Genomic DNA, 25,268 nt, shown 5'->3' on the forward strand with positions numbered 1-25,268 from the left:
TGCTAGCCGTGCACCGGCAGCGGCTCGATACCGACGAGCTCGCAGCTCTTGGCATACAGGTCATCTTGCGCCGCTTGATTTCTCGTGTAGCGCCGTACCGGGCTTGGCTTTTGCGCGGAGAGGTAGTCCCCATTGCGCCCGCGGTGCTCCTCGGCCACCGCCATGTCGGTGATCAGCTGACTGGGCCGCTCCGGTGTGATCAGCGCCAGCATCACCAGCGGCCGGATGGGCTGCGGTATCTCACGCCAGATGTCGGATCTGACGTTGCCGGGGTGTAGCGCGTTCGAGGTGACCCCATCGGGGAGGCGGCGGGCAAGCGCATTGCTGAACATGAGATTGCCCATCTTCGACTGCGCATAGGCAGAGAAGGTGAAGTAGAAACGCCTTCCGCGCCAGGTTTTTTCGTTGATCCTGCCTACGCTGTGAGCGACGGAGGCCAGGTGTATGACGCGGGCATCGCCGGTTCGCGCGGCCTGCAGCTGCGGAAGCAGCAGGTGCGTCAGCAGGAAGGGGCCCAGATAGTTGGCCCCCCACTGCAGCTCGAATCCGTCCTCGGTTCTGGACTGGCGCATCGGTGAGGCGCCGGCATTGTTGATCAACACGTCGACCTGGGGGTGCTGTGCGGCCAGCTCACCGGAGAAACGGTGGATGTGCTCGAAAGAGGACAGATCCAGCGACATGATGTCGACCTTGGCGCCGGGCGTTGCGGCCAGGATTTGATCGCGCGCTGCCCCGGCCTTCTGCTGATTGCGGCAGGCCATGACGATGGTGTGCCCATCGGTGGCCAGCCGCTGCGCCGTGGCCAGGCCGATTCCGGCGTTCGCGCCGGTGATGACAATCGTCTTGGGCATGCTGATCTCCTCGTCGAGACGTCCGGAACAGGGGGAAGTCTCACACGGTGGTGGCCGGGTGTCGACCGGAGGTCTGCCAGATAAGCCGCAGGGCTCTCATTGCGAACAGTAGGGCGATGGCGGTGAGGACCACGCGGACGAGGTTGAGTATGTTCCATTGCAGCGCGAGCTGATGTAGCTCACTGGGGGTTTCGCCCAGAGCGCCGAAGAAGAGCGTTGTATTGAGTTTGACGATGACGTAGACGGACAGGACCACGGCTGCGATCTCGGCGAGGCAGGCCAGGAACAGTGAGAGTTTCTCGGGGGCTCTGCGAGGGGTGCGCACGAACCACACGATCAGGGTAATGGCGGCGATCTGGGTGAGCGGGATGTAGTAGTACACCGGATTTGTCACCTCGGTGAACTGCTGAAAGGCCTTCAGCTGCTCCTTGGTGTCGCCGGCGATATTCGGTCCGATCACGATGGCCTCGTACAGGTTTCCGAAGAACCACATCGCGATCCCGAACACGGTGAAGTACATCAGCAATCGACGGCCCATCGGCACATACTCCCAAGATCGGGGCCCGATACGGCCAAAAGTCGTCGAAATATGGCCAGCAGCGGCCTTTCGGCGTAGCGCTGGGACCGATACGGTCTGCGCGTGACCAAGGTATTGCTGTCTATCCACGTGCTGGCCGTGATTCTCGCGGTAGGTCCAATCGCCGTGGCGGCCAGTATGTTTCCGGCGTTTGCACGTCGGGCGGCCACCGCGCCGGAGGTTGGTGGAGAGTTGGGCAGCCTGCGCACATTGCATCGGGTCTGCCGGGTGTACGCGGTGGTGGGCATCGCGATTCCGATGTTCGGCCTACCGCTCGCCGATCTCATGGGGGTGTTGGGTAGTCCCTGGCTGATCGCATCGCTGGTGCTCACGGGTCTGGCAGCGGCGGCGTTGGTGTTCGTGGTGCTGCCGCGGCAGCAGCGGGTATTGGTCAAGTTGGGTGATGGGGAATCGCTCGAAACCCAGGTGTTCTCGCGCCTGGCGATGTTTACGGGCATCTTCAACTTGCTGTGGGCCGTCGTCACCGTGCTGATGATTGTGCGGCCGGGGTCCAGCACCGGAGCCTAGACGGCGGAAAACCGCTAGCGCCCACGGCCGGTGGTCCTGTGGAATCGTTGGGTGAACACCGTGACCATCGCCCCGACCAGCAGCCGGTGGCTTCCCCTTCAGTTCGCGGCCTTGGCTCTGGTGTGGGGTGCGAGCTTCCTGTTCATCAAGATCGGTCTGCAAGGGTTGTCGGCGCTGCAGGTAGCGGCCGCACGCCTTGATTTCGGTGCCCTCACTCTCGTTTCCCTGGTTCTGCTGCTGCGAGTTCCCCTGCCGCGCCAGGCCAAGGTGTGGGGGCATATCGCCGTCGTCTCGCTGACGCTGTGCGTCATCCCGTTCGTGCTGTATCCGTGGGCCGAGCAGACCATCGACTCTGGGCTGGCGAGTATCTATAACGCGGCAACCCCGTTGATGACCACTCTGGTGACACTGGCCGCCTTGCGCGCCGAGCGGCCCGGCAGGATGCAGCTGCTCGGATTGGCTCTCGGGTTCCTGGGTGTGTGCGTGGTGCTGGCTCCTTGGCAATTGATCGGTCATGGGGGCCCGGTGCTCGCTCAGTTCGCTTGTTTGGGGGCGACTTTCAGCTACGGAATCGGTTTCGTCTATATGCGCAAGTACGTCACGCCGCTGGGCCTACCCGCGCTGATGGTCGCCGGAATCCAGGTGGGTGTGGGGGCGGTGCTGATGACCGTCGTGGTAGCGCTCGCCGACCACCACCGGATGGACGCGACTCCCGTGGTGGTGCTGAGCATGCTGGCACTTGGGGTGCTGGGGACGGGATTGGCCTATGTCTGGAATACCCGCATCATCAATGGATGGGGCGCCACCGCAGCGTCCTCGGTCACCTACCTGACCCCGGTAATCGGGGTGTTGCTGGGCGCGTTGCTGTTAGGCGAGCGCATCGGCTGGCACGAACCACTGGGCGGGGCGATTGTGATCGCCGGAATTGTGCTGAGCCGCAAGGGCAGTCGCTGACACGAGGTCATCTGGGACGGTGTCGCATGCGCCAACGCAATGGAGGCTCGCCAAATCGGCGCTGGAACGCCCGGCTGAAGGCGGCGTCGGAGGTGTAACCGACGGCTCTGCCGACCTGGCTTACCGCCTCGGTGTTGAAGCGCAGGAGATGCGCCGCCCGATCGAGCCGTCGCTCGGTGATGTAACTGGCGGGCGGCTGTCCCAGCAGCGCAGTGAACCGCTGTGTGAAGGCCGAGCGTGACTGCTGCGCGTGCTTGGCGAGCTCTGCGATGGACCAGGGGTTCTCGAGATTTTTGTGTATCGCGGTGAGCACGGGGGCCAAGCGCGGGTCCATGGCCGCGGTGAGCCAGCCGGGTTCGGCGCGATCGGATGTCGACCACTCCCGCAGCGCATGGATGAACAGGAGGTCCAGGATCCGTGACAGCATCACCCATGAGCCAGGGCTGGGTGTGACGACCTCGGCCAGTACGAGCTGAAGAGACAGCGATAGCCATTCATGGCCGGGCTGATCGGTCCGAACGACGATGGCCGGCGGCAGGACCGACAGGAGCGGGTCGGCGGCTGTCTTTTCCGCGGTGAACCGCCCACTGACCCAACGGGTTGCGGTCTGGGTGTCCCGCACGCTGACGTGCCCGTCCCTCGCGGACAGGCTTCGTACACAGCTGGGCTCGCCCTTGGCAAGGCGGTGTGCGGTACCGCGCGCGAGGAGCACCATGTCTCCGGCTCCGAGGGTGTGCTCGAGATCTCCGTCGATATACACGCGGAGCCCGGGGGTCTCTGCGATGTGGAGTACGCGATCGCTTGAAGAGAGGGCGATATCGAACGGCGGCTCGGAAGAGCAACGCATCACGGCTTCGCCTCTCAACCCGATGGCGGATAGGACGCCGGAGAACGCGTCGATATCTGGCGAGTCTGAGAACCAGCTGTGCGATTCTGGCCGATCGGCAAAATATTCAGGATGATCGGTCATACCACTTGCTCCATAGTCCAAATATGTTGGTGGAGACCCGGTAAGTCAACAGTGCCGTCCACGGCGGGCGTGCCGGGGTTGAGGTAGGCCAACATCGAATGAGAGGCAGATATGTCCAGCAAACCGGCCATCGTCCTGGTCCACGGATTCTGGGGTGGCGCCGCGCATTGGGGGAACGTGATCGTCGAGCTGCATAAGCGTGGCTACGGGGAGCTTTATGCGGTCGAGAACCCGTTGACGTCACTGGCTGATGACGCTGCCCGCACGCGGCAGATGGTGGAGCAGATCGACGGGCCTGTGCTCCTTGTCGGGCACTCGTACGGCGGTGCGGTGATCACCGAGGCCGGCGACCTCCCGAACGTGGTAGGCCTGGTCTATGTAGCGGCATTCGCCCCCGATGCGGGTGAGAGCCCCGGTCAGCTGACCGAGCAGCTGCCCCCGGCCGCGGCGGCCAATCTGGCCCCCGACAGCGATGGCTACCTGTGGATCAAGCAGGACAAGTTCCGCGAGAGCTTCGCCCAGGATCTGCCCGAGGATGCGGCGCTCGTCATGGCCGTCACTCAGAAGGCGCCGCTGGCATCGACTTTCGGTGATGCCATTACCGCACCCGCGTGGAAGGTCAAGCCGTCCTGGTATCAGGTATCCACACAAGACCACATGATCAACCCCGAGAACGAACGACGGATGGCGCAGCGGATAAACCCCCGCAAGATCATCGAGCTGGATGCCAGCCACGCTTCTCTGGCGTCCCAACCCGTTGCCATCGCCGATCTCATTTCCGAGGCGGCTGAGGAAGTCGCCGGCTAGTAGCCATTAGGCGGGTGGGGCATCGGCAGCTGCTGCTGGTGCCCCACTTGCGAGGCCGTCGCGGGCTAGGTGGCCGAGTCTCCGGTAACGGCATCATCGGCAAGATCTTCGAGCTCCTTGCCCTTGGTTTCGGGGCCGAGGAGATACCCGATTATCGTCAAGATCCAGAGCCCGCTGAGCGCCAGATAGGGAGTCTGAACTCCGTAATGCGTTATGGCCCAGCCCACTACCGCTGGCGCAGCGATCGAGACAACGCGGCCGCCGCCGACCGCGATACCGAAGCCGGTCCCGCGCAACACGGTAGGGAACAGCTCGGCGACATACGTATCGCCGACACCCCAGAGCCAGCCGAGCGTTGCGATCGAGATGGCGCCGAACACCAGATACTCCGGAAGAGAGTCCGCGGTGGCTCCTAGTGCGGTAGAGGCAATTTCGATGACGGCGGCGAGAATGGCCGAGGGGCGCCGCCCGATCCAGTCAGCCAGCGCGGTGCCGATGAACACGAACACGGCTTGCAGCAGGAAGAAGACCAGGGCATAGCGGATCGCGTCGATCGAGGTGGCGTGGAACTTCTTGACGATGTAGGTGGTCAGGAAGAGCGTCATGCCCCAGTAGCCGACCGCGTTGGCGGTGTAGACGAGCCAGCCGACGATGAGGCGCCGCCGCACGCCGGGAAGATGCCGCAGCTTGGGCTTGGCGGCACCGCGTTCGACTTTGGCCTGTGTGTTTACGTAGCGGTGCGATTCTTTGATGCCTTGCCGGACAAGGAAAAGCACGACCGCGGGGATGATCGCGACGACAAATGCCGCCTGCCAACCGAAACGCGGAACCAATACCAGGGCAACTCCGGCGGCCAGGACGTAGCCCAGCGAGAAGAGCGAGAAGATCACGCCCCCAACGCCTATGGCGCGGGTCTTGGCAGGCCACACCTCGGCCGTGTAGGGCGCACCGACCGCGAGTTCGCCGGCGCCGCCGATGCCCGTCAGGAATCGCAACCCCGTGAAGGCCGCGATATTCGTGGTGAGACCGGCGAGTGCAGTCGTGATGCCGTACAACAGGATTGAGGCCCCGAGTGTCGTCTTGCGCCCCCACCGATCGGCGGCGAGGCCGAATCCGATGGTGCCGATGGTGTATCCGAACAGGAAAATCGATCCGATGTATCCGGCTTGGGCCTCGGTGATGTGCAGGGTCTTCTTGATCTCGGGCAGCACCAGGCCGTAGATGTTCACCGCATACGAGTCGAAGCCGTAGCCCAGTCCCGCCGTTACGGCGACGAAGAACGCCTGCCTGAACGTCACGGGGCGGGATTGGGGCGCTGGTGTCTGGGTGGTGTCCTCGGCCGTCGACGTCATTTTCGGAACGGTATGAGGCGGGCGAGGGCCTGATAAGGCTCCTGCTCCCTCTGATCGCAATCGGGCGACGCTGGTGCCCCCACCAGGGCTCGAACCTGGGACCTGCGGATTAAAAGTCCGTAGCTCTACCAACTGAGCTATAGGGGCGTGCCGAGACAGAATACTGGTTGCGCTGGTGGGCAAGCACCGAGGTAATCCGGTTTGGGATCTGGGGAGGTTGTGCCCTAAGCTGGGCGAGCTCCCAACGCGACAGCGTTGTGGGTACCCCGGAGAGATTCGGATTGGGCCCCCATCGTCTAGTGGCCTAGGACGCCGCCCTTTCACGGCGGTAGCACGGGTTCGAATCCCGTTGGGGGTACGCAACCAGTCATACTGGGAGCAGAGTAAGGCCCTGTGGCGCAGTTGGTTAGCGCGCCGCCCTGTCACGGCGGAGGTCGCGGGTTCGAGTCCCGTCAGGGTCGCCAGTACGGCGAGGCAGTATTGCGGGTTTTACCCGTGGACGTGCCGTCCGGCCAGGTAGCTCAGTTGGTACGAGCGTCCGCCTGAAAAGCGGAAGGTCGCCGGTTCGATCCCGGCCCTGGCCACCATGAGAGCCCGCTGGTGACAGCGGGCTTTTCTCGTATCTCGGGACAGGTCCCGATGGGCCAGATATGACACGTCAGATTCCTGGCTCTTCCGGTGCTTCTTGAAGGGGGCACCGGGCATGTCATGTTCCGGTTCACTTCGACTACCCCTACTTCGCGCGCCTTTCGTCACCTGGCGAGAAGGGGAAGCCGATGCCCGGGCGGCATGTATTCGAGGACCGCGCCGGCGACGGTGGGAGTCGCTGGTACAGCGCAGCATACCTGAATGAGGACGGCGCGTTGGTGATCGCGATCCACGGCCTTTGGCCTGTGGTGGAGAAGACCTTCGGCATGTCCGAATACGAGGCGTGCGAGACGTTCAGTGCCGACCAAACGGCCGGGGACGTCACAGAGATCTCCCCTCAGTCGTTCCAATCGACTGACTGACCGGGCACTCGAAGTCTTCAGTGATACGTGGACGGCTCATCTCGTTCGTCCGGACTCACCGATCGCGCGAATGTGCGGCGGTCTTCGGTACCTGAGCTGAGCTGTGACGGTCAGCGCTGGATCCAACTGGCGATGAGCGCGGTCTGATCCAGACCCGCGCCGACAGTTTTTCATCTGGATTTGTTTGCTTGTGGGTTACGTCAAGGTTTCCCTGTGGTGGCCGCAGGTGTGGTCGCTCTCCTCTGAGCTGCGTCTATTGGGCGAAGTTTACGAGACTCGCTACTTCAACAGGTTCGTATTCCCTGGACGGCTGAGTCACAAGATCAAATATTGGCTATGTCCTCGTCTTTTACTTGTCGGCTACTGGGTGTACCTTGCTTGCTATGTCCGAAATTGGTCCCGATAATCACGCTTCTGCCAGTGATTCTGGCAAGCTAATAGGTGTGTGGTCGTGCCGCCGTTCGCGGACCCAGGGTCATCCGAAAGGTAGTTCCCTGACGATGCCGGTGGACCGCTCCAAAAGATTGCCATCGGTCGTGAAGGCGCTGGCGGTGCTGGCGGCGGTGGCAGTGCCGTTGTCGATGGTGCAGCCTTCGGCGGCGCTTCCGGTGGTGTCGGCGGCTGAGCAGTTCGGGCTAGGGGCAGCGAAGGCGTTCGGAGCCTCGGAGCTCGGCCCGGAGTTGGCTGGGGATGCGGTGTTGCCTTCGGCGCAGCGCGCCGCGGGCATCCCGATGGATACGGCGGCAGGCTGGGATCTGCCGACCGCCGATGGACGCACTGTTCAGCTGGTGCCACCAGGTGGTCTTGCTTCGGGTCAAGTCACCGCTGCCGGGCAGGTGGTGTACCCCGACGCAGGGGCGGGGTACGACGTGCTGGCCGAGAACACCGCAATCGGCTCACGCATGGTCACCCGCATCTCTGGGCCTGAGAAGACGCGCACCGTCACGATGTTCGTGCGCACCCCCGCCGACACAGTGATGCTCGCGCACAGCAATGGTTTTCTCTCGGTCAACAACGCCAGCTCCCAGGCGGAGACGCTGTTGTTGTTCGCGCCCTCGGAGGTCCGCGACAGCAGGGGTGCATTGGTCCCCTCGGCGTACGTCACCCAACAACTACGCCCTGATCTGTATTTGTTATCGCAGGTGATCTCCCCGGACGGGGGCACGGCGTGGCCGGTGTATGCCGACCCATTCGGTATCGATATCCCCAACCCGATCACCGCAGCCAAGAACGCGGTCTCAGCTGTGGTCAGCAGCGGTGAGCAGCTGGTGAACAAGGTTGTCGAGGTCGCCGCCCCCGCAGTCAAGAGTTTCGCGGCGGCCAACGCGCAGCTGGCCTCTCAAGCCTGGTCGGGGATCAAGGCCGGGGCCACCTACGTCAAGGAGAACCCGCTGGAATTCGCCCAGATCGTCGGCGGCACAGCACTGGTGGCCTCCGGGGTGGGTTCTGGTTTCGGTGCCGGGCTGATCACCAGCGGCGTATCTGGGCTGGTCAACAAAGCTGCCGAAGCGAATCCCGACAACAAATGGCTCCAAGCCGCAGGCATGGTGACCGAGGCCGCCACCTATATCGGTCCGGGCGGCATCACCAAGAAGGGCCTGCAGGAACTCGGCACAGTCGCCAAAGAGGGCGTCGAAAACCTCGCCCAAAAGGCGGTACCCAAACTCACCTCCAAGGCCGACGACGCCGCCAAAGCTGTCGTGCCCACCCCCAAACCTCAACTTGCCGACGAGGTTGCCGCTACGGGCAAGGCACCCACTGTCAACCCGGCCGAAGGGCCCAAGGCCCCCAACGCGCCGCCGACTGGCCGCGATATCGCTTGCCCTGGACAGTCTTTCACCCCTGAAACCCTTGTTGTGCTGGCCGATGGCAGCACCAAACCGATCAGCACCATCACTGTTGGCGATCAGGTCATAGCTACGGATCCGGTTGCTGGAATCACTGCACCGCAGCAGGTTTCGGGTGTATGGGTCAACCACGACACGGACCTGCTCGACCTGACTATCGCTGGTGCTGACGGTCAAGTGACGATGGTGCACACCACTGCCGGACACCCCTTCTACCGCAACAACGCTTCCGCTCCCGGTGGTGCCGCACCGCTGGTCGTCAAGACGGCGGCAGGCACTCCTGCACGGGGATGGACAGATGCCGGGAACCTGCAATCGGGTGACCGCCTTACCACCGCCGAGGGCGCACCTGCCCAGGTCGTCGGCACCCGTGTGGTGCCCGGCACGGCCGATATGTGGGATCTGACCGTCGAGAACACCCACACCTTCCACCTGGCCACTACCGCAGGCAACGTCCTCGTCCACAACTGCACACCACCGCAGATCCCCGGCCCGAAGCCCGATCAAGTAGTGCCGGGCGGTGAACACTCCTGGCCCCTGCCGCCAGCCAAGGGCGATGAACGGCTGTCCAAGGATTTGACCTCACGGGTGCCGCTGCGTAAACCGACCAAACAGGACATCAAGGACAACCACACACTCCGGGATGCCGATGGCACCCCGCGTGACCCGGATACTGCTCAGCGGATCGAGGGCACCCCTGACAACGGGCATTTACCCAGGTATGAAGAGAAGACCACCAACGAGATGGTCACCCAGTACGGGTTGTCCCGCCGCGAGAAAATGGAATGGTCGAACGTCTCCGGCCACTACCAGCTACAGCACCCGACACCCAACCGCGGGCATCAGTTCGAGAATCCTCGCAGCGCCGACGAGATGTACAAGGAGTACCAGGGCTGGGCGCGGGAGAATATTCAAACTAATCCCAAGCTGGCGCAGGACCCGACCGCGCGTCGGCGGGCAGGGCTTGATCCGCTGCCGCAACGCCCCACTGGCCCGGCGCAGCAGCGCGGCACCCAGGCCGTCCGCGGCCAGGCCGTCACTAACGGCCAACGCGCCAAAGCCGTTGACGGGGCACACCAGAACGGCAACGCCGCATCCGGGAACAAGCCCAGTAGCAACACTGGAAGTACCAGTCACCATGACGGCAGTGGCGGCGGTTCACACTCCAAATCCAACGGTGGTAGTAAGAAGGGCAACGGCAAGGGCAACCGCGCTAAGCGGTCCAGGACCGGGCGGCACTAGAAGAAGGAGAGCTCCATGGCGCGAACAGATCTGCACTACGAGACCTGGAGCGAGGAGCGTACACGCGAACTGATTGCCGATGGCCTTGATGTCAACGAGGCAGACGGCCAGGGCCTGACCCCGCTCCATTTCGCCTGCACAAGCTGGAACCCTGGCGCTGCCAAAGCGCTACTGGAAGCGGGCGCGACTGTGGACCCGCAAGACAAGTGGGGGAACACACCGTTACGGCGAAGCGTGGGCGATCACCCGAACGCCCTGGCGCTGGTGACCCTGCTCTTGGAGTACGGCGCGAACCCTACGATCGAGAACAACTATGGGCACTCCCCGATCAGCCTCGCCCACCAGGTGCAGGGCACCGAAAACCTCATCCCGGTGCTCGAAGCCGCCGCAACACGATTCGCCAAGTCGTAACTGTCCCGCTTGTCCCTCCCATCAGAACGGAAGCGCCGCAGGCAACAACAAACCAGCGGCAACTCCGGCAGCGCCACGGCTCACCATGACGGCAGCGGAGGTTCGCACTCCAAGAGCAACAGGAGCAAGAAGAACAACAAGGGCAACGGAAAAGGTAACCGCGTCAAACGTTCTCGGACAAGTCGGTACTAATATGCGCCGTAAGTCAGGACGTTTCTCGGTGAAACGAGGAAATACGGGAAGGCTGGCGTTCTTTTGACCGAACAAGCAGTGATTATCGAATGGGACATCGAGCCATCACTCGAATTTATATTCGAGACAGAAGACCAACTGGCGCAAGCTATTTCCCCCAACGAGCTTGGGGAGGTAGATGGCAACGAGGTCGGCAACGGCACTGCCACCGTCTATCTGTACGGAGACAGCTGCGATGCGCTCTGGAAGGCGATCGAACCAATCGCTCGCCAGCTCTCACCCGGCCCCGCGAGAGCACTTATCCGAGCGGGCGGCCCTGAGGTTGAGCCCCGACAAATCAGATTCTCGTAGTAGCGGCTCAGTAGAATGAGTCAAATTCTGTACGGATCGTGGGATATCTATACGCGGAGCGATGAGAATTCATGTGAGGTGATTGCCTTCGATTTCGAGGCTGCCAAGTACGATCTTTCAGATGATTTACCATATTGCGCTTTGATTAAAATAGATATCAAGAACCCAGGCCCGAGCGGGGAGCCGGTTGAGCCTGAGGCTGAAGTGCTGTACGACATGCAGGACGCCCTGGTCAGTCGTTTAGCACAGGATGGCGCGGTGTGTCGCCTCGTTGCGCGCGTCACGCACTCTGGGGTCCGCGAACTTATCTTTGGCGTCGCTACCTGGGAAGAATTTGGTCCACCTGTAGGTCAATGGTTATCCGAGCATGACACCTATGTTATTGACGTTTTTGAATTGCCCGACTGGAGTTTCTATGACGAGTACGTTAGGCCGACAACAGAGACACTGGAGTACCTGGAGGATCGCCAGACCGTCGACCACATAGTCAAGAGTGGTGTCGACCCCTCAGAGTGCCGGGTAATCGATTTCTTTTTCTACGGAACACTTGTCCAGCTCGCGGAGACATCGCAAGTACTTCGTCAACGTCAGTACAGCGCCGACGACATGAGTACGGACGATAGGGAACCGGGCAGGATGTGCCTTGAAGCGCATAAGCACATGACGCTTGATGAGCTATATGACGAAACCCGACTACATCGAGAACTAGCGCGGCAACAGGGGATTATTTACGACGGCTGGGGCACCTCCATAGCATCCAGCGCCGAAACCGCCTCCGCCCTAGAGTAGTTCGGATGATTTTTGCCTCGGCGGCATCGCGGGGTTTCAGATACGACAGATGCGCTCGCAGCTGCTGATTCGATCCGACTTCTCGCTCAAGTCACGGGCGGCGAGGTTGTGGTCACTACGTCGCCTTGCCCGACCTAATCGTCGGCGCGATCGGGATTCCAGGTATTCGGAATCATCGGCGCCCGAGCTCCATTGCTGAACTCGTCGCGGCCCAGCGTCGTCAATCCTGTTGCCGTCGTGGCCGTTCTGGACGATGTTCCGGTGAAACCCATGGGTCCGGCACCCCGGTGTGACGCCGAGGTGGAGTCGGAACCTGCGCCAGAATCCGACGCAGGGGTGGCATCCAAGTCCATGTATTCGAAGGCGTGATCCTTCTGCTTGGCGCGATCGCGACGGCGGCGCGTCTGCCGTGCCGCAGCCGTCGCGGCCGTAGCGGCCTGCTCTGATGCCGACGTCCGCGCGGCTGAACTCGCCCGTGTGCGCGCATGGCTTCCGATCACCGATCCCGCACCGATACGTGGCCCGCCACCGACGGCATAGGGGAATGAGAAGCCCGGGTCGCCGACGGGTGGCGGAGGGGAGGGTGATGGCGCAGGACTGGGGGCAGTGGGCGCAGGGGCGTTACCCGAAGCTGGCGCGGGAGCCGGTGCTGAGGATGGGCTGGTAGTCGGGGCCGTCCCGGGGGGCGCCACCGTGGGGGCCGGCTCGGCGGGACTTGGTTCCGCGGCAAGAGCTTCGGGGGAAGGCTGGACACCGGCCAGCCCTGCGAATCCGGCCGCCCATCCCAGGTTGGCGACCGCCAGCGCCAAGGCGGGCTGGATCAGCGCCGGGGCGAACTGGCCGATTGTCGAAGCCAACTGGGCGGCATGAAAGGTCACATCGGCCAGCACCATCGGCAGATTGGTCAACAGTGCGGCCGGATCCGTCAGCAGGTTGTTCAGCAGCAGCTTGAAATGCTCACCCATCTCACCGGCGACATCCAGCCACCACTCCGGGTCGGTGGGGTCTAGGTCACCGTGACCGTGGCCGTCGTCGTGATCGTGATCATGACCGTTCAAGATCGACGGTGCCGGTGTCGAGTGTGGTGTGGACGACATCGCCACCTCGGAGGCGCCTTGGTAGCTCGCCATCGTGGTGGCCGCTTGCACCCACATGCGGATGTAATCGGCCTCGATGGCGACGATGGGAATGGTATTGATCCCGAAGAAGTTTGTGGCCACCAGTGCCGCGTGGGTGGCGTGGTTGGCGGCCAATTCAGCGAGAGTGGGCATCATCGCCAATGCAGCGCCATAGGCGCTGGCCGAGATCTCGTGTTGAACCGCCCTGGCATTGCTTTCGATGCCAACCCGAGTCAGCCATGCCAGGTATGGGACGTGTGCGGCCACATATGTTTCCGCGCTGGGGCCCTGCCATGCTCCCGCATGTGTCGCAGCCAAGATCGCGCGGAGCTCATCGGCGGCCGCGGTGTAGTTTGCGCCCAACGACGACCATTCAGCGGCGGCCGCAAGCAGAGGCCCTGGGCCCGGGCCGCCGCTGAGTAACGCTGAATGCACCTCTGGCGGCGACGCCATCCACACCGGAATTGCCACGCTGCACCCTCCGTTAATGATAATGAAAACGATCTTCATTTACATTAGCGGCAGGGATCTCACAGGTTTTCAGTACCTCGCACACAGGATCGGCGCCTGGGACGAGGTCGTAGGGGAGGTCGAGATTCACCGACTCCGAACAGGCGCCGCGATTCGAATCTCAGAGTGGGTTGAGGCGGGCCTTGAGCAGGCAGAACTCATTGCCTTCGGGGTCGGCCAGGACGTGCCACTGCTCGTGCCCCGTCTGGCCGACGTCTGCCGTGCGCGCGCCGAGCTTCAGAAGCCGTTCGAGCTCGGCGTCCTGATCGCGGTCGGTGGCGTTGACGTCGGGCCAACATCTCAGGCGCACGACACTCAAGCACGAGCTCGCTGATGCGGCATGCCATGAACTAAACCTGCTTTCTGCGGGGACTGCCCGGGACGCGATCAGACCAGCGCGTCCTGCAGGTTCCGGCAGGCCTTGGCCACAAAGTCCTTCGACACTCCTGCCCACGGCACGAGCCTGTCGAAACCGTGGAAGGCGCCCGGTACCACCTCCAGCTCGCATGGCACGCCTGCCGCCTGCAGGCGGCAGGCATACGCGAGGTCCTCGTCGTGGAACAGATCCGCCGTCCCGATGCCCAACCATGCCGGTGCCAGTCCCGCCAGATCCGTCCGACGACCCGGCACGGCGATATCGCGGTCCGCGCCGTCGAGATAGGAATCCCAGCCGAATCGGTTGCTCTCGGTGCTCCACAACCGAAGATTGGTCTGATCGATGTCGGTGCGAGCCGTCGTGCGGTCATCGATCATCGGATAGACCAACAGCTGCGACGCCGGAGCCACCTCACCGCGGTCACGTGCCAGGAAGGCGAGCGACGCCGTCAGTCCACCGCCCGCACTGGCACCGCCGATGGCGATTCGCGTCGGATCGATCCACCCCTGCACGGACAACCAGCGCAGCGCCGCATAGCAGTCTTCGAGGGGTGCGGGGTAGGGATATTCGGGCGCCAGCCGGTAGTCGACGGACACGACCGGGAATCCGGTCTCTCGCATCACCTTGTGGCAGAAGGAGTCGTCCTGCCGCGCTGCGCCCATCACATAGCCGCCGCCGTGAATCCACAACAGGGCCGGGGACGGCTCGATGAGATTTTTGGGCACGTGCACGCGAACGTTCACATCGTCGTTCACCGCCATGGTCCGCACCCCCGGCACGGGGAGGAGGCCGGAGACGCGGATAAGGGCACGCAGCCTGGAGAGGTTTCTAGGAAGGCCGACCTGTTGCGGAAATACCTTGGCGGCCAGGCGGAGATCCGGATGAATGTCAGGGGACGACACATAGCGAGTATGCCGGGACCAGCGGCGCGCCGTGGGCGATTCCGGAGTTGGGAATGTTTAAGACCCCTCGCCCGCTTGACTCCTGCGTACCGACGGAAGGATCGACATGACTCAACCACTCAAGGGGTGCCGCGCATTCGTCACCGGTGGAGCGCGCGGAATCGGCGCGGGCATAGTGCGCAGGCTCGCTACCGACGGCGCCGATGTGGTCCTCACCTTTTCCAGCTCGTCTCAGCAGGCGGCTGATGTGGTCGCCGACGTCGAGGAGGTGGGCCGTCGCGCAAAAGCCATCCAGGTCGACGTGTCCGAGCCGGGCCAAGTGGCTGGAGCAATCGACGAGGCGGTCGAATACCTTGGGGGACTAGATATCCTGGTCAACAATGCCGGGATTGCCACATTTGGTGATCTCGAGACCGCCACCCTCGAAGATTTCGACGGCATTGTCGCGGTCAACGTGCGCGCCGTATTTGCCGCCATCAAGGCCGCTTCCCCGCACCTGCACGAGGGCGGCAGGATCATCAGCATCGGAAGTATCGGCGGTGACCGTTCACCTACGCCGGATATGTCGCTGTATGCGATGTCGAAGGCCGCCGTCGCCGGTCTCACCCGTGGGTTGGCGCGCGAGCTCGGGCCTCGCGGGATCACCATCAACACAGTTCAGCCCGGTCCGGTGGCCACCGATATGAACCCCGAGGACGGTGCGCTGGCCGAGGTACTGCGCCCCGACATCGCTGTCGGACGCTACGGCCAGCCGCGCGATATCGCGAGTCTGGTGAGCTACCTGGCCTCCGACGAAGCGTGGTACATCACCGGCGCCGCGATCAACATCGACGGGGGCTTCACCGTCTAGTAGGTGTTCGGTCGCTAGGGTCGGATCCATGGCCACTAGCGATACCCGGGAAATCGTCATCGAAGCGACGCCCGAGCAGATCATGGATGTCATCGCCGATTTTGAGGTGCTGCCGAAATGGTCCTCGGCACACCAGAGTTCGGAAGTTCTCTCGACCGGGGCGGATGGCCGTCCCCACGAGGTGAAGATGAAGGTGAAGACGGCGGGTATCACCGACGAACAAACCGTCGCCTATACGTGGGGACCCCATACCGTCAGCTGGACGCTGGTGAAGGCCAGTCAGCAGCGCCGGCAGGACGGCAAGTACACGTTCACACCCAAGGGTGACAAGACGCACGTGACGTTCGAGCTGAGTGTCGACCCGCTGATCCCGCTTCCCGGCTTCCTGCTGAAGCGGGCCATCAAGGGCGCTATGGAAACCGCGACCGATGGGCTCCGCAAGCAGGTTCTCGCCACCTATCGGTAGGGCCTTTCTTTCCGGTGCGTCACCCTAGTATCGTTATTTCAAATATCGAAACTAGTGGGACGGTCGGATAGTGGATAAACGCCAGGGCGGACGCCCCCGCGATCCCGATAAGGACGACGCGGTGCGCGAGACGGTGCGCCAGATGCTCGCCGCCGAGGGCTATCAAGGCACAACCATCCCTGCGGTGGCGCGGGCCGCCGGAATTGGTGCACCCACAATCTATCGGCGCTGGCCCACCCAGGCCGACATGGTGGAGAGTGCGATCGCCGACCGTCCCTGGCCTGTGGCCTTGGCCGATCGTGCCGAATTCCATGAATATCTACCCATTTTGGTGCGCGCCGTGGTCGAGTACTTCGCCGATCCGGCCACCCGTGCGGCGATGCCGGGACTCTTGGTCGAGTACTACCGAGAACCAAGTCAGTACGCGGGCCTTGTGGAGCGCAGCGAAACACCGCTGCGTGAGGAATTCCGGGAGGCACACGCCGAGGCCGTCACCGCCGGGCGGTGCGCCGCCCAGCCTGGGCCCGACGCACTTTTCGACGCCATCGTGGGCATGGCGGTTTACCACGGCGTCCTTCGTGGTACGGCCGACGATGCGCTCGTCGAACAGATTCTTGGCGTGATCCACGCCGCCATCCGTTGTTAGGAGAAGCATGAACCGAGAAACATTCGCAACCCTGTTCAACCTCACCGGGCGCACCGCCATCGTGACTGGAGGAACCCGCGGGATCGGACGCTCGATTGCCGAGGGATACATCTGCGCGGGCGCTAATGTCGTTGTGGCAAGCCGTAAATCGGAAGCATGCGACGAGACGGTCGCGCATCTGCGCGCGCTGGGTGGACGGGCGCTGGGTGTCCCCACACACACCGGCGATATCGAGTCCCTGGAGCACTTGGTACAGGCCACCGTCGCGGAGTTCGGCGGTATCGACATCGTGGTGAACAACGCCGCCAATGCCCTCACCGAGCCGGTCGGTGCCTTCACGGTCGACGGGTGGGATAAGTCGTTCGGCGTGAATCTGCGTGGACCGGTGTTCCTCGTGCAGGCCGCACTCCCGCATCTGGTGGCCAGCAGGCATGCGGCGGTGCTCAACGTGGTGTCGGTGGGCGCCTTCATGTTTGGGCAGGGTGTCTCCATGTACTCGGCCGCCAAGGCTGCCCTCGTCTCGTATACCCGGTCGGCGGCGGCCGAGCTCGCCTCGCGGGGTGTGCGTGTGAACGCTCTCGCCCCCGGCGCCATCGATACCGACATGGTGCGCAAGACCGCGCCCGCCGAAGTGGAACGAATGGCCAACGCCAATCACCTCAAACGGCTCGGACTCCCAGACGAAATGGTGGGCACCGCACTGCTTTTGACATCCGAAGCGGGTAGTTACATCACCGGCCAGACCATCATCGCCGACGGTGGGTTGGTGGCCCGATGATCCGTACCGAGCATCGAGACAACGGAATCCTGATCGTCACCATTGATCGTCCAGAGCGTCGCAATGCGCTCGATCCGCAGACGGTGGCCGAGCTACACTCCGTGGTCCAGAAGGCCGATGGCGACCCCGCGGTCCGCGTGGTCGTCCTCACCGCGGTCGGCGCATCCTTTTGTGCTGGTGCCGATCTGAAGTCGCTACCGAGCGATTTCACCAATACCGATGTCACTTCAACTGCCGCGTTGCTCGGCGCCGCTGATTCTGAGGTGGTGCGCACGCTCGCTGCCCAGGAGCTGATGGCCTCACTGTTCGAACGGATTCACCGGATGCGTCAGCCGGTGATCGCTGCCGTAAACGGGCACGCAGTCGGTGGCGGTTTCGCGTTGACGCTCGCTTGCGACATCCGGTTCGCTTGTCCGGAAGCATCTTTCGGCGCCGTGTTCATTCGCCATGGGGTGTCCAACTGCGATATGGGCACCAGCTATCACCTGCCGCGTCTGGTGGGTGCGGCCCGCGCTGCCGAGCTGATGTTGACAGGCCGGGTGTTCGACGCGCAAGAGGCCCAACGAATCGGCTTGGTCTTCGATGTGGTCCCTGCCGATGACCTACTCGATGCGGCACTGGCGAAGGCGGGAGAGATCGCCGCGCATTCCCCCTTGGCGGTATGGATGACCAAGGAGACTATGTGGCAGACGGTCGACGCGCCGAGCCTGCGTCACGCACTCGACCTGGAGAACAGAACCCAGGTGATGTGCACCGCCACCGGGGAACTACGCCGGTCCTTTGACGCGTTCCGGGAGGGGACCAAGTAGGCGGGTGCAGTTAGCCCGCATTTGGCGGTCCGGCCAGGATCGCCGTCACCATGTCGATGAGCTGTGCGCGCATCTGCCCCTCGTCCAGATAGGTTCCACTCAAAGACATCAGACGATTCGTATGTGCGGTATCTCCGAGCACCACACAGGTCAGCGTGACCGCGTGGGTGACCCCGAACCGGATCGCAGGCAGCTGTGCCTGCGGGCGCAGCCGCAAGATGAGCTCCTGTAGCCGCGCGGCCTGTGGCTGGAAACTCGCTCCCATTGCGATGAGCGCGGGATGTCCACTGATGAGGAGCTTCCCGAGTGTGGAAAGCCATGCGGTGCCGCCATCTTCGCCGATCTCGGCGAGCGGCATGACGATTGCCTCAGCTATGGAGCGCAGGGTCCCGGCGTCCTCCGCGGTATCGAGTAACGCGAACCGGCGCGTCTCGATCTGGTGTAGGTACTTGTCCAGGAGCGCCTCGATGAGACGCTCCTTGGATCCGAAGTGATAGTGCACGGACGCCACATTGGTGCCGGCTGCCCCCATGATGGCGCGTAGCGATACCGCGTCCACGCCGCGTTCGGCGAAGAGCTGCTCGGCGGCGCTGAGCAACCTCTGGTCGGTGGAATCGTTTGTGGCCCTGGATGGCTCGATCGATGTATTGGTCATTATTGCCCGGTGAACCGTGCCTCTCGTTTCTCGCGGAAAGCGGTCAACCCCTCGCGGGCATCCGCCGAGGTGATTACCTGTCGGGTAAGCCGTGCCTCGATGGCGCGGGCGTCGTCCTCGGCGATCCAACCGCTGCGCACGATCGCCTCCTTGGCGTTGCGTACGGCTAGCGGACCGTTGCGGACCACGCGTTCGGCGATGCTGCGGGCCTTGTCCAACGCGGTGCCTGCCGGCACCACGTGTCCCACGAGACCGAAATGGTAGGCCTCCTGGGCGGTCAGCGGCTCTCCGGTGAGAATCATCTCGACGGCCTTGGTGTAGGGAATCTGCCGCTTGAGTCGGACCATGGACCCGGCGCCTGGTACCAGTCCGCGCTGTACCTCCGGAAGGCCGAATGTTGCGTTCTCGTCGGCAACTCGAATATCGGTCTGCTGCAACATCTCACAGCCGCCTCCGAGGCACGCGCCGTTGACCGCCGCGATGAGCGGTTTGGTCAGGCTATGGGTGAGCAGCAGGCCCTTGCCGATGGCGGCGGGATCGAGCGGCGCCGAGCCGTCGCGGACCATCCAGCCATCACTCAGATCGCCACCCACGCAATAGGCGGTACCGGCGCCCGTGAGGATGGCGACCCGAATGGCGTCATCGCCATCGATCTCGTCCCACGCATCGGCGAACTGCCCGACCATGCTGGTGGACAGTGCATTTCGCCGATGCGGACGGTTCATGGTCAAGGTGACGATCGGACCGTCACGCTCGACGAGAAGTTCTCGCACTTCCGTCATGGCTTCTCGCTTCCCACCACCCACAGGGCGTGAAACTGCGATGCGCCACCCATGGCGTGGCCGATCGCGCGTCTGGCGCCGTCCACCTGATGTTCCCCGGCCAACCCACGTACCTGCAACGCCGCCTCGGCGAACCGGAGCAACCCCGTCGCGCCGGTGGGGTTACCGGAGAGCACACCACCGGACGGGTTGATCGGATGCCTGCCCCCGAATGCGGTGTGGCCCTCGTCGACTGCGCGCCAACCAGATTTCTCCGGTGCCAGCCCGATGTTCTCCATCCACATGGGCTCATACCAGCTGTACGGGATGTAGAGCTCGGACACGTCGACCTCGGTGGTGGGGTCGGTGATCCCGGCCTCGCGATACGCATCGGCGGCGCATTCCTGTCCGGCGCGTGGATTCACTTCATCGCGTCCCGCGAAATGTCCGGTTTCGGTACGCCATCCGGTTCCATGAATCCAGGCGGGTGGACTGGCGGCGTGTGTCGCGTACAGCTCGGAGGACACTACGACGGCACACGAGCCATCGGATGACGGACAGGATTCCAGAAATCGGATGGGGTCCCAGAGCATCGGGGAGTTGCGTACCTCCTCGACGGTGATATCGGGTTTATGGATATGCGCGTAAGGGTTTCGAGTGGCGTTGAGGCGGTGGTTCACGGCCACCTGCCAGCCGATGTGCTCCGGTGCGCCCGAGCGGCGGATGTACTCGCGGATGACCGGTGCGAAATGCGCACCCGCACCGGCGCCCAACTGGGCGCTGAACGGTAGCGGCCGCGACAGTGCCCAAGTGAAATTGCCCTCGGACTCTTTGGAATACGCGACTACCAGCACCCGCTCGGCGAGCCCCGCCTGCACCAGATGGGCGGCATAGATGGCTGCGTGGCCTCCCACGCTGCCGCCGGTGAAGACCCGCGTGACCGGGAGGCCGCGCGCGCCCATCGCATCGGCGAGGTACAGCTCGGGATTCATCACCCCGTCAAAGAGGTCGGGGGTCTTGGCGAGCACGATCGCGTCGATATCCGCGAACGTCAGTTCGGCGTCGGCCAGCGCACCGTCCACCGCCTCGCGGACCAGTGCCGCGATGGTCACCTCGCGCTTCTTGGCTTGCTTGCTCTGTCCAACCCCGACCACGGCGACACCGGAGCTCATGCGCTTGCATCCATCAGGCAGACCAAATTCTGCTGTAGCGCAGGCCCGTTGGTGGCGTGAGCAAGCGCGCGGGTGGCGCGCCCCTGATGAATGGCGCGGGCCGATTCGCCGATGCGGATCAAACCGGTCGCGGTGGCGGGAGCGCCGGCCAGTGGCCCTCCCGATGGGTTGACGAGTGCGTTGTCGATGCCAAAGGTTTTGGTGAGTAACGGTTCCGCGTAGCTGTATTCGGTGTGTAGTTCAACCACTTCCACACTTGAGGCTCCGAAACCGGCCATGGCGGCCGCCTTTTCGCCGGCTATGCGTGCCGAATCGAGCACCGCGAGGTCTCGCGAACCCGGGTAGTGCGTGTCCATCCGGTGATCGATCGCCCGGATCCACGCCGGCCGCCGGGTTAGGCGACGCGCCACGTCACCGGCGGCCAGGATCAGCACCGCTGCGCCATCACCGATCGGTGCGGCATCGTGTGCGCGCAGTGGTGAGGCGATGTACGGCGCCTCCAGCAGCGTCTCGATTCCCGGAGCGCCCGCCTTGAGAGCAAAGGGATTTGACAGCGCGTCGGTCAACGATTGGTTCACCACATCGGCCATCTCGTACTCCGTGGTGATACCGGCCTCGATGGCCGCCGCCGCCTGTAGCCCGGCCATCGCATGCCGGTGCGGATGCAGGGGAGTTAGGTAGTAGGGGTCCAGTGCGGAGGGAGCCACTTGGTCGAGGTCTGTGGGCAGGGCCCCACGGCCGATGCCGTACACGAGCGCGATATCGCCATGGCCTAGTTGGAGCCACGCCCACGCCTCGTAACATGCCCAGGCTGCGTCCATTTCGACATGAGATTCTGATATCGGCGGCCAGGCGCCGACGGCGTCGAGAGACTCGATGTACGCGAAGGTGCGCCCCTCGAAGAAGTCGTGGCTGCCTGATGTATAGAAGTCGATATCCGCGCGGCGCAGCTCGACCTGCTCCAGGGCCTCGCGGACAACCGGGAGCAGGATCTCGGCCATATCGTCGCGCAGATTTGCTGCGGTACAAGGTGATTGAGCAAATGAAACCACGGCTACGTCACGCACGGGTGGCCTCGTTGGATACCGGGCGAAAGTAGCGGATGCTTTGCATGGTGGCACCGAGATCCTCGTCGGCCACCCAGGCCGGCTCGACCGTCATCCCGATGTGAACCTGGTCGGGTTCGGTGTCGCCGATCATGTGCATGAGCCTGGTGTCGGAGCCGTGCAACTGGATATGTGCCACCGCGTAGGGCGGGGTGAACACCTGGCCCGGGAAGGGGAAGCTGACGATGCAGAAGGTTTCTACCGTGCCCGTTCCCACGAGCGGGTACGGTTCGCCCAGCTCGGTCAGGCATCGCGAACAGAATTGGGGTGCAGGACAATACGCGCGTTCACAGCCGGGGCATGTGCGTGCCAGCAGCTGCCGCTGTGCTAATCCGCGCAGGAACACCGAACGGCCGGTTCCCGCAACGTACGTGTAGTCCATATGAAATGGACTGGCGATCGAGGTGACCGGTTCGGGTAACGCGGTCATCGCTCACCCACCGGCTCGAAGCAGACGATATCGGTGATGGCGCCGACGCGGTCGGGGCGCCAGCGTGGAGTAACCGTCAGCCCGTTCCTCATCGTCTCGGGTAACCCCGCGACATCGACGGCGTGGAACATCGCGTTGGCGGTTCCGTCGATGCGGATGAGTGCCCACGCGAAATCCGTGTCGAGTTCGTCGACCGGCCGTCGTGCTACCCAGGTCCATTGCAGGACAACGCCCTTCGGTTCAAGCTCCACCAGTTCGCCGGTGGCGCTGGCGTCCGCTGGGTCGAATTCGAGTACCGGGCACAGTACCTGGCCAGCGGCGGTGCGCACTCCGAACAGTCGGGCGTCACGAAGGCCGCCGAGGAAGACGCCGATTTTGGGGCCGACGGTGCGTTCGAATCCGAACTCGATGGTGTACGGAGCGCGGAGGGATTCGGCGGTTTGGTCGGTCACAAGCCTCCCCGAGCGGGTTCCATCAGTTGATTGAATCGAGAGATAGGACCGTAACACGGGCGTGACGGGGGCCACAGGTTTACGTCAGCGCGACTGGTGGGATCTGAACCCAATAGCCGGTTATCGCGGGGGAGTTGGTTTCAACGCCGCTTCGAGCTGGGGTGTCAGTTGTTCGAGGGCATAGATCCGGGCGAATGGCCCGCCGAGCCGCATTGCACTCACCACCGGGCTGTTCGCCGGGATGTAGATGGCGCGCCCCTCGATGACGTTACGCAGGTTGGCAAGCGCACCCAGGGACTTGGCCTGCTCTTCGGTAGCCCCCACCACCACCAAGAGGTCCTCGTCCGCCTTGGTTTTCAGCTCGTCGTCGGGCACCGGGCCGGAGTACTTCTGGCTCAGGAACCCCAGACCGTCGAGTACCGCCCGGCGTGGATCTCGGAAGCCCACCAGGAAGGTGCCTTGCCCGTCGGCCATCCAATCGACCACGGCCGTGCGGTTGACCCAGTGCTGGTGTCCCCTGCGTATCTGGTTGTAACGGGTCCCGACCTCTTCGGATCGCTCGCGTGCCTGATCGGACTTGCCCAGTGCTCGCCCGATAGTAAAGAGCTGGGTATACCAAGGTGTTTCGGATCGGTCGAGGCGATTCTCCGAGACGACGGTCGGTGCGATCTTGGCGAGTCTGTCGTAGGTGGGTCTGTCGATATCGGCACCGGTGGCCAGGATGAGATGGGGTTTTGCAGCGGCGATGGCATCGAAATCCAGGTCGGTGCCCGAGACGATGGGAGGGTTCGCGACCTCGGGTCGGACCCAGGGATAGGTGGGATATTCCGGCAGTGTGGACCGGATGCCGACAGGCCTGGTGCCCAACGCCTGAGCGATGTCCTGGTCGTTCCAGCCCAGGGTGACGACGCGGTCGGGCCGCCACGGCACGACCGTATTGCCATACCTGTGCGGAATGCTCAGGGGGAAACCGTCGGCAGTCTGGGGCGGCGTGGGCGCAGGTGCCGCACTGTGGTCGGAGGAACAACCGGCGAGCGCCAGCAGCGTCAGGAGCGCGGCAATCACGCGCCATCCGGCTGTTGCCATGTCGAGCAAAGTACCACCGGCCAGCGGCGATAAGCCAAAGTGACCCAAATCGGCTCGGGGTGAATCGAACGGCTGCCCATAGGGTTGCACGCCCACCACCTGCAGGAACGTCACCAGGAGGGATATCGCTGACCAGACGTTGCCATTGACGCATGTTCGGGGCGTTCATAGGTTTGCGGCGTTCCCAGCTCGTGCTCGGGTAAGTGCAACAGGAAGCGCCGATGATCAAGCATCTCACCCGCCGCGCGACAGTCGTCCTTGTCGTGGCAGCCGCGGCCATCTCGCCCGCCGCCTATCCGGCGCTGGCGGATACGGCCACGCCGCTCAACGGACTGTTCGCGTTGAGCCCCGGCAGCTGCGCGGAGGGTCGGGCCACCGGCTCCTACTTCCGCATGATTCTGCCCGCCGGTGACGCATCCGGCCCCTACCTGGCCAATGGCGATTCGACCTGCTCGGATAACACGGTCACCCTGCTGGCGCCGGGAAGTGACGGTGGCTTGAAGTCGGGTGAATATCAGCCGCAGCCCGCCAGCGCCTTCGATGGAAACGGAAACGCGGTGTCCGGCAGCATTACTCAGCCGGTCAAGTTCTATGGCGTGGGCTTTGCCACCGCATCCAACCAGACCGATCCGCAGACCGGTCAGGGCACCGCCACGCCCCAGATCACGGTGAGCGGCAACAAGCTCGGTGGCGATCTCAGTGCCTTCGGGGTGACGTGGAACAACCAGTTGTTCAACCAGGGATCGCCGAAACCCGGTGGCGCCTTTCCCGGTAAGACCACGCCGGTGACCGGCACCTACGACCGCAACACCGGCGCCTTCATCGTCGAGTGGACCAGCCAGATCGTGGGCGGTCCGTTCAACGACTTCACCGGGCTGTGGCATTTGGTGGGCAAGGTCGGGGGTGGCGCCGGTGGCGCGGTCGCCGAACCATCACCCCCTCCGCCGCCGGGTGCCCCACCAGCGGCGGATGCACCGCCCGCCGCCGTGGCCGCGCCGGCTGCCCCCGGGCAGGTCGTTGTTCAGGCAGGGCAACAGGTGGTGGCGCCGCCACCGCTATCGGCCGGCCAGCAGCTCATCGCGTTGCCCGTTGACGACAACCCCCGCACCGTGACCCCACCGTGGGTCATTGCGCTGCTGGTATTCGTGGCCATCGGTGGCGGAATCCTGTTTGTGGTGGGGGAGCGGATCTTCAGCCGTGGCCGCTGAGCGGTTGGCCGAGACGTCCAAAGCGGCCCTGCCCTCGTACGCGGATATCGTCGGCGAGCAGG

At 63.6% G+C, this 25,268-nt stretch carries 27 protein-coding genes, 4 tRNA genes and 1 pseudogene; 17 read left to right on the top strand and 15 right to left on the bottom strand.

The genetic code is table 11. The features are described from left to right. Window positions 1-2: 2 nt before the first annotated feature. A complete protein-coding gene (locus tag MLB1_RS17020; protein WP_180751024.1) occupies window positions 3-851 on the bottom strand; it encodes an SDR family NAD(P)-dependent oxidoreductase in 849 nt (282 codons plus the stop codon). Between the two features lie 40 nt (window positions 852-891). Then, the gene (locus tag MLB1_RS17025; RefSeq protein WP_180751025.1) at window positions 892-1,389 is read right to left on the bottom strand and encodes a DUF1772 domain-containing protein; all 498 of its coding nucleotides are present in this window, start codon (window positions 1,387-1,389) and stop codon (window positions 892-894) included. 102 nt (window positions 1,390-1,491) lie between these two features. On the opposite strand from MLB1_RS17025, the gene MLB1_RS17030 reads away from it, so the two are divergent. Together MLB1_RS17030 and MLB1_RS17035 are read left to right on the top strand one after the other, a co-directional pair. Further along, window positions 1,492-1,956 carry a DUF2269 family protein gene (locus MLB1_RS17030; protein WP_180751026.1) on the top strand — a complete coding sequence of 155 codons (465 nt, stop codon included), beginning with the start codon at window positions 1,492-1,494 and terminating at the stop codon, window positions 1,954-1,956. A gap of 51 nt (window positions 1,957-2,007) precedes the next feature. Further along, window positions 2,008-2,910, top strand: a complete 903-nt coding sequence (locus MLB1_RS17035) for a DMT family transporter (RefSeq protein ID WP_180751027.1) — start codon at window positions 2,008-2,010, stop codon at window positions 2,908-2,910. Window positions 2,911-2,917: 7 nt separating this feature from the next. Here the strand turns inward: MLB1_RS17035 and MLB1_RS17040 are convergent, their stop codons facing one another. Next, a complete protein-coding gene (locus tag MLB1_RS17040) occupies window positions 2,918-3,880 on the bottom strand; it encodes an AraC family transcriptional regulator (RefSeq protein WP_180751028.1) in 963 nt (320 codons plus the stop codon). A 111-nt stretch (window positions 3,881-3,991) separates the two neighbouring features. Here MLB1_RS17040 and MLB1_RS17045 point away from each other — a divergent pair, with 111 nt between their 5' ends. Then, window positions 3,992-4,687, top strand: a complete 696-nt coding sequence (locus MLB1_RS17045; RefSeq protein WP_180751029.1) for an alpha/beta hydrolase — start codon at window positions 3,992-3,994, stop codon at window positions 4,685-4,687. Window positions 4,688-4,752: 65 nt separating this feature from the next. Here the strand turns inward: MLB1_RS17045 and MLB1_RS17050 are convergent, their stop codons facing one another. Next, window positions 4,753-6,039 (bottom strand): MFS transporter, encoded by a 1,287-nt coding sequence (locus MLB1_RS17050; RefSeq protein WP_180751030.1) that lies wholly within the window; start codon window positions 6,037-6,039, stop codon window positions 4,753-4,755. A gap of 71 nt (window positions 6,040-6,110) precedes the next feature. Continuing rightward, window positions 6,111-6,186 (bottom strand) — tRNA-Lys (locus tag MLB1_RS17055). A gap of 138 nt (window positions 6,187-6,324) precedes the next feature. On the opposite strand from MLB1_RS17055, the gene MLB1_RS17060 reads away from it, so the two are divergent. From MLB1_RS17060 to MLB1_RS17095, 8 genes are all read left to right on the top strand, one after another. Next, window positions 6,325-6,397: transfer RNA gene (locus tag MLB1_RS17060), tRNA-Glu, on the top strand. A gap of 29 nt (window positions 6,398-6,426) precedes the next feature. Next, window positions 6,427-6,503, top strand: a tRNA-Asp gene (locus MLB1_RS17065). Window positions 6,504-6,549: 46 nt separating this feature from the next. Beyond that, window positions 6,550-6,626, top strand: a tRNA-Phe gene (locus MLB1_RS17070). Between the two features lie 189 nt (window positions 6,627-6,815). Then, window positions 6,816-7,049, top strand: a complete 234-nt coding sequence (locus MLB1_RS17075) for a hypothetical protein (RefSeq protein WP_180751031.1) — start codon at window positions 6,816-6,818, stop codon at window positions 7,047-7,049. A 500-nt stretch (window positions 7,050-7,549) separates the two neighbouring features. Continuing rightward, window positions 7,550-10,138, top strand: coding sequence for a polymorphic toxin-type HINT domain-containing protein (locus MLB1_RS17080; protein ID WP_180751032.1), 2,589 nt, complete (start codon window positions 7,550-7,552; stop codon window positions 10,136-10,138). A gap of 15 nt (window positions 10,139-10,153) precedes the next feature. Continuing rightward, window positions 10,154-10,549 (top strand): ankyrin repeat domain-containing protein, encoded by a 396-nt coding sequence (locus MLB1_RS17085; protein ID WP_180751033.1) that lies wholly within the window; start codon window positions 10,154-10,156, stop codon window positions 10,547-10,549. Window positions 10,550-10,804: 255 nt separating this feature from the next. Continuing rightward, on the top strand, window positions 10,805-11,092 hold the full coding sequence (locus tag MLB1_RS17090; protein ID WP_180751034.1) for a hypothetical protein: 288 nt from the start codon (window positions 10,805-10,807) through the stop codon (window positions 11,090-11,092). Window positions 11,093-11,107: 15 nt separating this feature from the next. Then, the gene (locus MLB1_RS17095) at window positions 11,108-11,881 is read left to right on the top strand and encodes a DUF695 domain-containing protein (RefSeq protein ID WP_180751035.1); all 774 of its coding nucleotides are present in this window, start codon (window positions 11,108-11,110) and stop codon (window positions 11,879-11,881) included. 134 nt (window positions 11,882-12,015) lie between these two features. Here MLB1_RS17095 and MLB1_RS17100 read toward each other — a convergent pair whose 3' ends face one another. From MLB1_RS17100 to MLB1_RS17110, 3 genes and pseudogenes are all read right to left on the bottom strand, one after another. Further along, window positions 12,016-13,509, bottom strand: coding sequence for a PPE domain-containing protein (locus MLB1_RS17100; protein WP_180751036.1), 1,494 nt, complete (start codon window positions 13,507-13,509; stop codon window positions 12,016-12,018). 121 nt (window positions 13,510-13,630) lie between these two features. Continuing rightward, window positions 13,631-13,798: pseudogene (locus MLB1_RS17105) on the bottom strand (VOC family protein); the annotation flags it as partial. Window positions 13,799-13,896: 98 nt separating this feature from the next. Then, complete coding sequence (locus MLB1_RS17110; RefSeq protein ID WP_180751037.1) at window positions 13,897-14,787, bottom strand: alpha/beta hydrolase; 891 nt, start codon at window positions 14,785-14,787, stop codon at window positions 13,897-13,899. Between the two features lie 106 nt (window positions 14,788-14,893). Here MLB1_RS17110 and MLB1_RS17115 point away from each other — a divergent pair, with 106 nt between their 5' ends. The 5 genes from MLB1_RS17115 to MLB1_RS17135 all read left to right on the top strand — a co-directional run bounded on the left by MLB1_RS17115 (window position 14,894) and on the right by MLB1_RS17135 (window position 18,336). Further along, window positions 14,894-15,637 carry an SDR family oxidoreductase gene (locus MLB1_RS17115; protein ID WP_180751038.1) on the top strand — a complete coding sequence of 248 codons (744 nt, stop codon included), beginning with the start codon at window positions 14,894-14,896 and terminating at the stop codon, window positions 15,635-15,637. 28 nt (window positions 15,638-15,665) lie between these two features. Next, window positions 15,666-16,103, top strand: a complete 438-nt coding sequence (locus tag MLB1_RS17120) for an SRPBCC family protein (RefSeq protein WP_180751039.1) — start codon at window positions 15,666-15,668, stop codon at window positions 16,101-16,103. A gap of 70 nt (window positions 16,104-16,173) precedes the next feature. After that, window positions 16,174-16,749: a TetR/AcrR family transcriptional regulator gene (locus MLB1_RS17125; RefSeq protein ID WP_180751040.1), complete on the top strand. Its 576-nt coding sequence runs from the start codon at window positions 16,174-16,176 to the stop codon at window positions 16,747-16,749. A gap of 7 nt (window positions 16,750-16,756) precedes the next feature. Next, window positions 16,757-17,527: an SDR family oxidoreductase gene (locus MLB1_RS17130; protein WP_180751041.1), complete on the top strand. Its 771-nt coding sequence runs from the start codon at window positions 16,757-16,759 to the stop codon at window positions 17,525-17,527. Beyond that, on the top strand, window positions 17,524-18,336 hold the full coding sequence (locus MLB1_RS17135) for an enoyl-CoA hydratase/isomerase family protein (RefSeq protein WP_180751042.1): 813 nt from the start codon (window positions 17,524-17,526) through the stop codon (window positions 18,334-18,336). Before MLB1_RS17130 ends, MLB1_RS17135 begins: the two co-directional genes overlap by 4 nt. A gap of 10 nt (window positions 18,337-18,346) precedes the next feature. Here MLB1_RS17135 and MLB1_RS17140 read toward each other — a convergent pair whose 3' ends face one another. The 7 genes from MLB1_RS17140 to MLB1_RS17170 form a co-directional block, all read right to left on the bottom strand. Further along, window positions 18,347-18,991, bottom strand: coding sequence for a TetR/AcrR family transcriptional regulator (locus MLB1_RS17140; RefSeq protein WP_180751043.1), 645 nt, complete (start codon window positions 18,989-18,991; stop codon window positions 18,347-18,349). Continuing rightward, a complete protein-coding gene (locus tag MLB1_RS17145; protein ID WP_180751044.1) occupies window positions 18,991-19,773 on the bottom strand; it encodes an enoyl-CoA hydratase-related protein in 783 nt (260 codons plus the stop codon). The genes MLB1_RS17140 and MLB1_RS17145 overlap by 1 nt, the downstream gene beginning before the upstream one ends. Then, window positions 19,770-20,924 (bottom strand): thiolase domain-containing protein, encoded by a 1,155-nt coding sequence (locus MLB1_RS17150; RefSeq protein ID WP_180751045.1) that lies wholly within the window; start codon window positions 20,922-20,924, stop codon window positions 19,770-19,772. The genes MLB1_RS17145 and MLB1_RS17150 overlap by 4 nt, the downstream gene beginning before the upstream one ends. Beyond that, window positions 20,921-21,991, bottom strand: a complete 1,071-nt coding sequence (locus MLB1_RS17155) for a lipid-transfer protein (RefSeq protein ID WP_180751046.1) — start codon at window positions 21,989-21,991, stop codon at window positions 20,921-20,923. The genes MLB1_RS17150 and MLB1_RS17155 overlap by 4 nt, the downstream gene beginning before the upstream one ends. Then, on the bottom strand, window positions 21,984-22,460 hold the full coding sequence (locus tag MLB1_RS17160; RefSeq protein ID WP_180751047.1) for an OB-fold domain-containing protein: 477 nt from the start codon (window positions 22,458-22,460) through the stop codon (window positions 21,984-21,986). Before MLB1_RS17160 ends, MLB1_RS17155 begins: the two co-directional genes overlap by 8 nt. Beyond that, window positions 22,457-22,912, bottom strand: a complete 456-nt coding sequence (locus MLB1_RS17165; RefSeq protein WP_180751048.1) for an OB-fold domain-containing protein — start codon at window positions 22,910-22,912, stop codon at window positions 22,457-22,459. The genes MLB1_RS17160 and MLB1_RS17165 overlap by 4 nt, the downstream gene beginning before the upstream one ends. A 120-nt stretch (window positions 22,913-23,032) precedes the next feature. Next, window positions 23,033-23,998, bottom strand: coding sequence for an ABC transporter substrate-binding protein (locus tag MLB1_RS17170; RefSeq protein WP_180751049.1), 966 nt, complete (start codon window positions 23,996-23,998; stop codon window positions 23,033-23,035). Window positions 23,999-24,219: 221 nt separating this feature from the next. On the opposite strand from MLB1_RS17170, the gene MLB1_RS17175 reads away from it, so the two are divergent. After that, a complete protein-coding gene (locus MLB1_RS17175) occupies window positions 24,220-25,206 on the top strand; it encodes a hypothetical protein (RefSeq protein WP_180751050.1) in 987 nt (328 codons plus the stop codon). Window positions 25,207-25,268: the final 62 nt, after the last annotated feature.

This window comes from Mycobacteroides sp. LB1 (assembly GCF_013449725.1).
In the GTDB taxonomy this organism is placed as follows: Bacteria; Actinomycetota; Actinomycetes; order Mycobacteriales; family Mycobacteriaceae; genus Mycobacterium.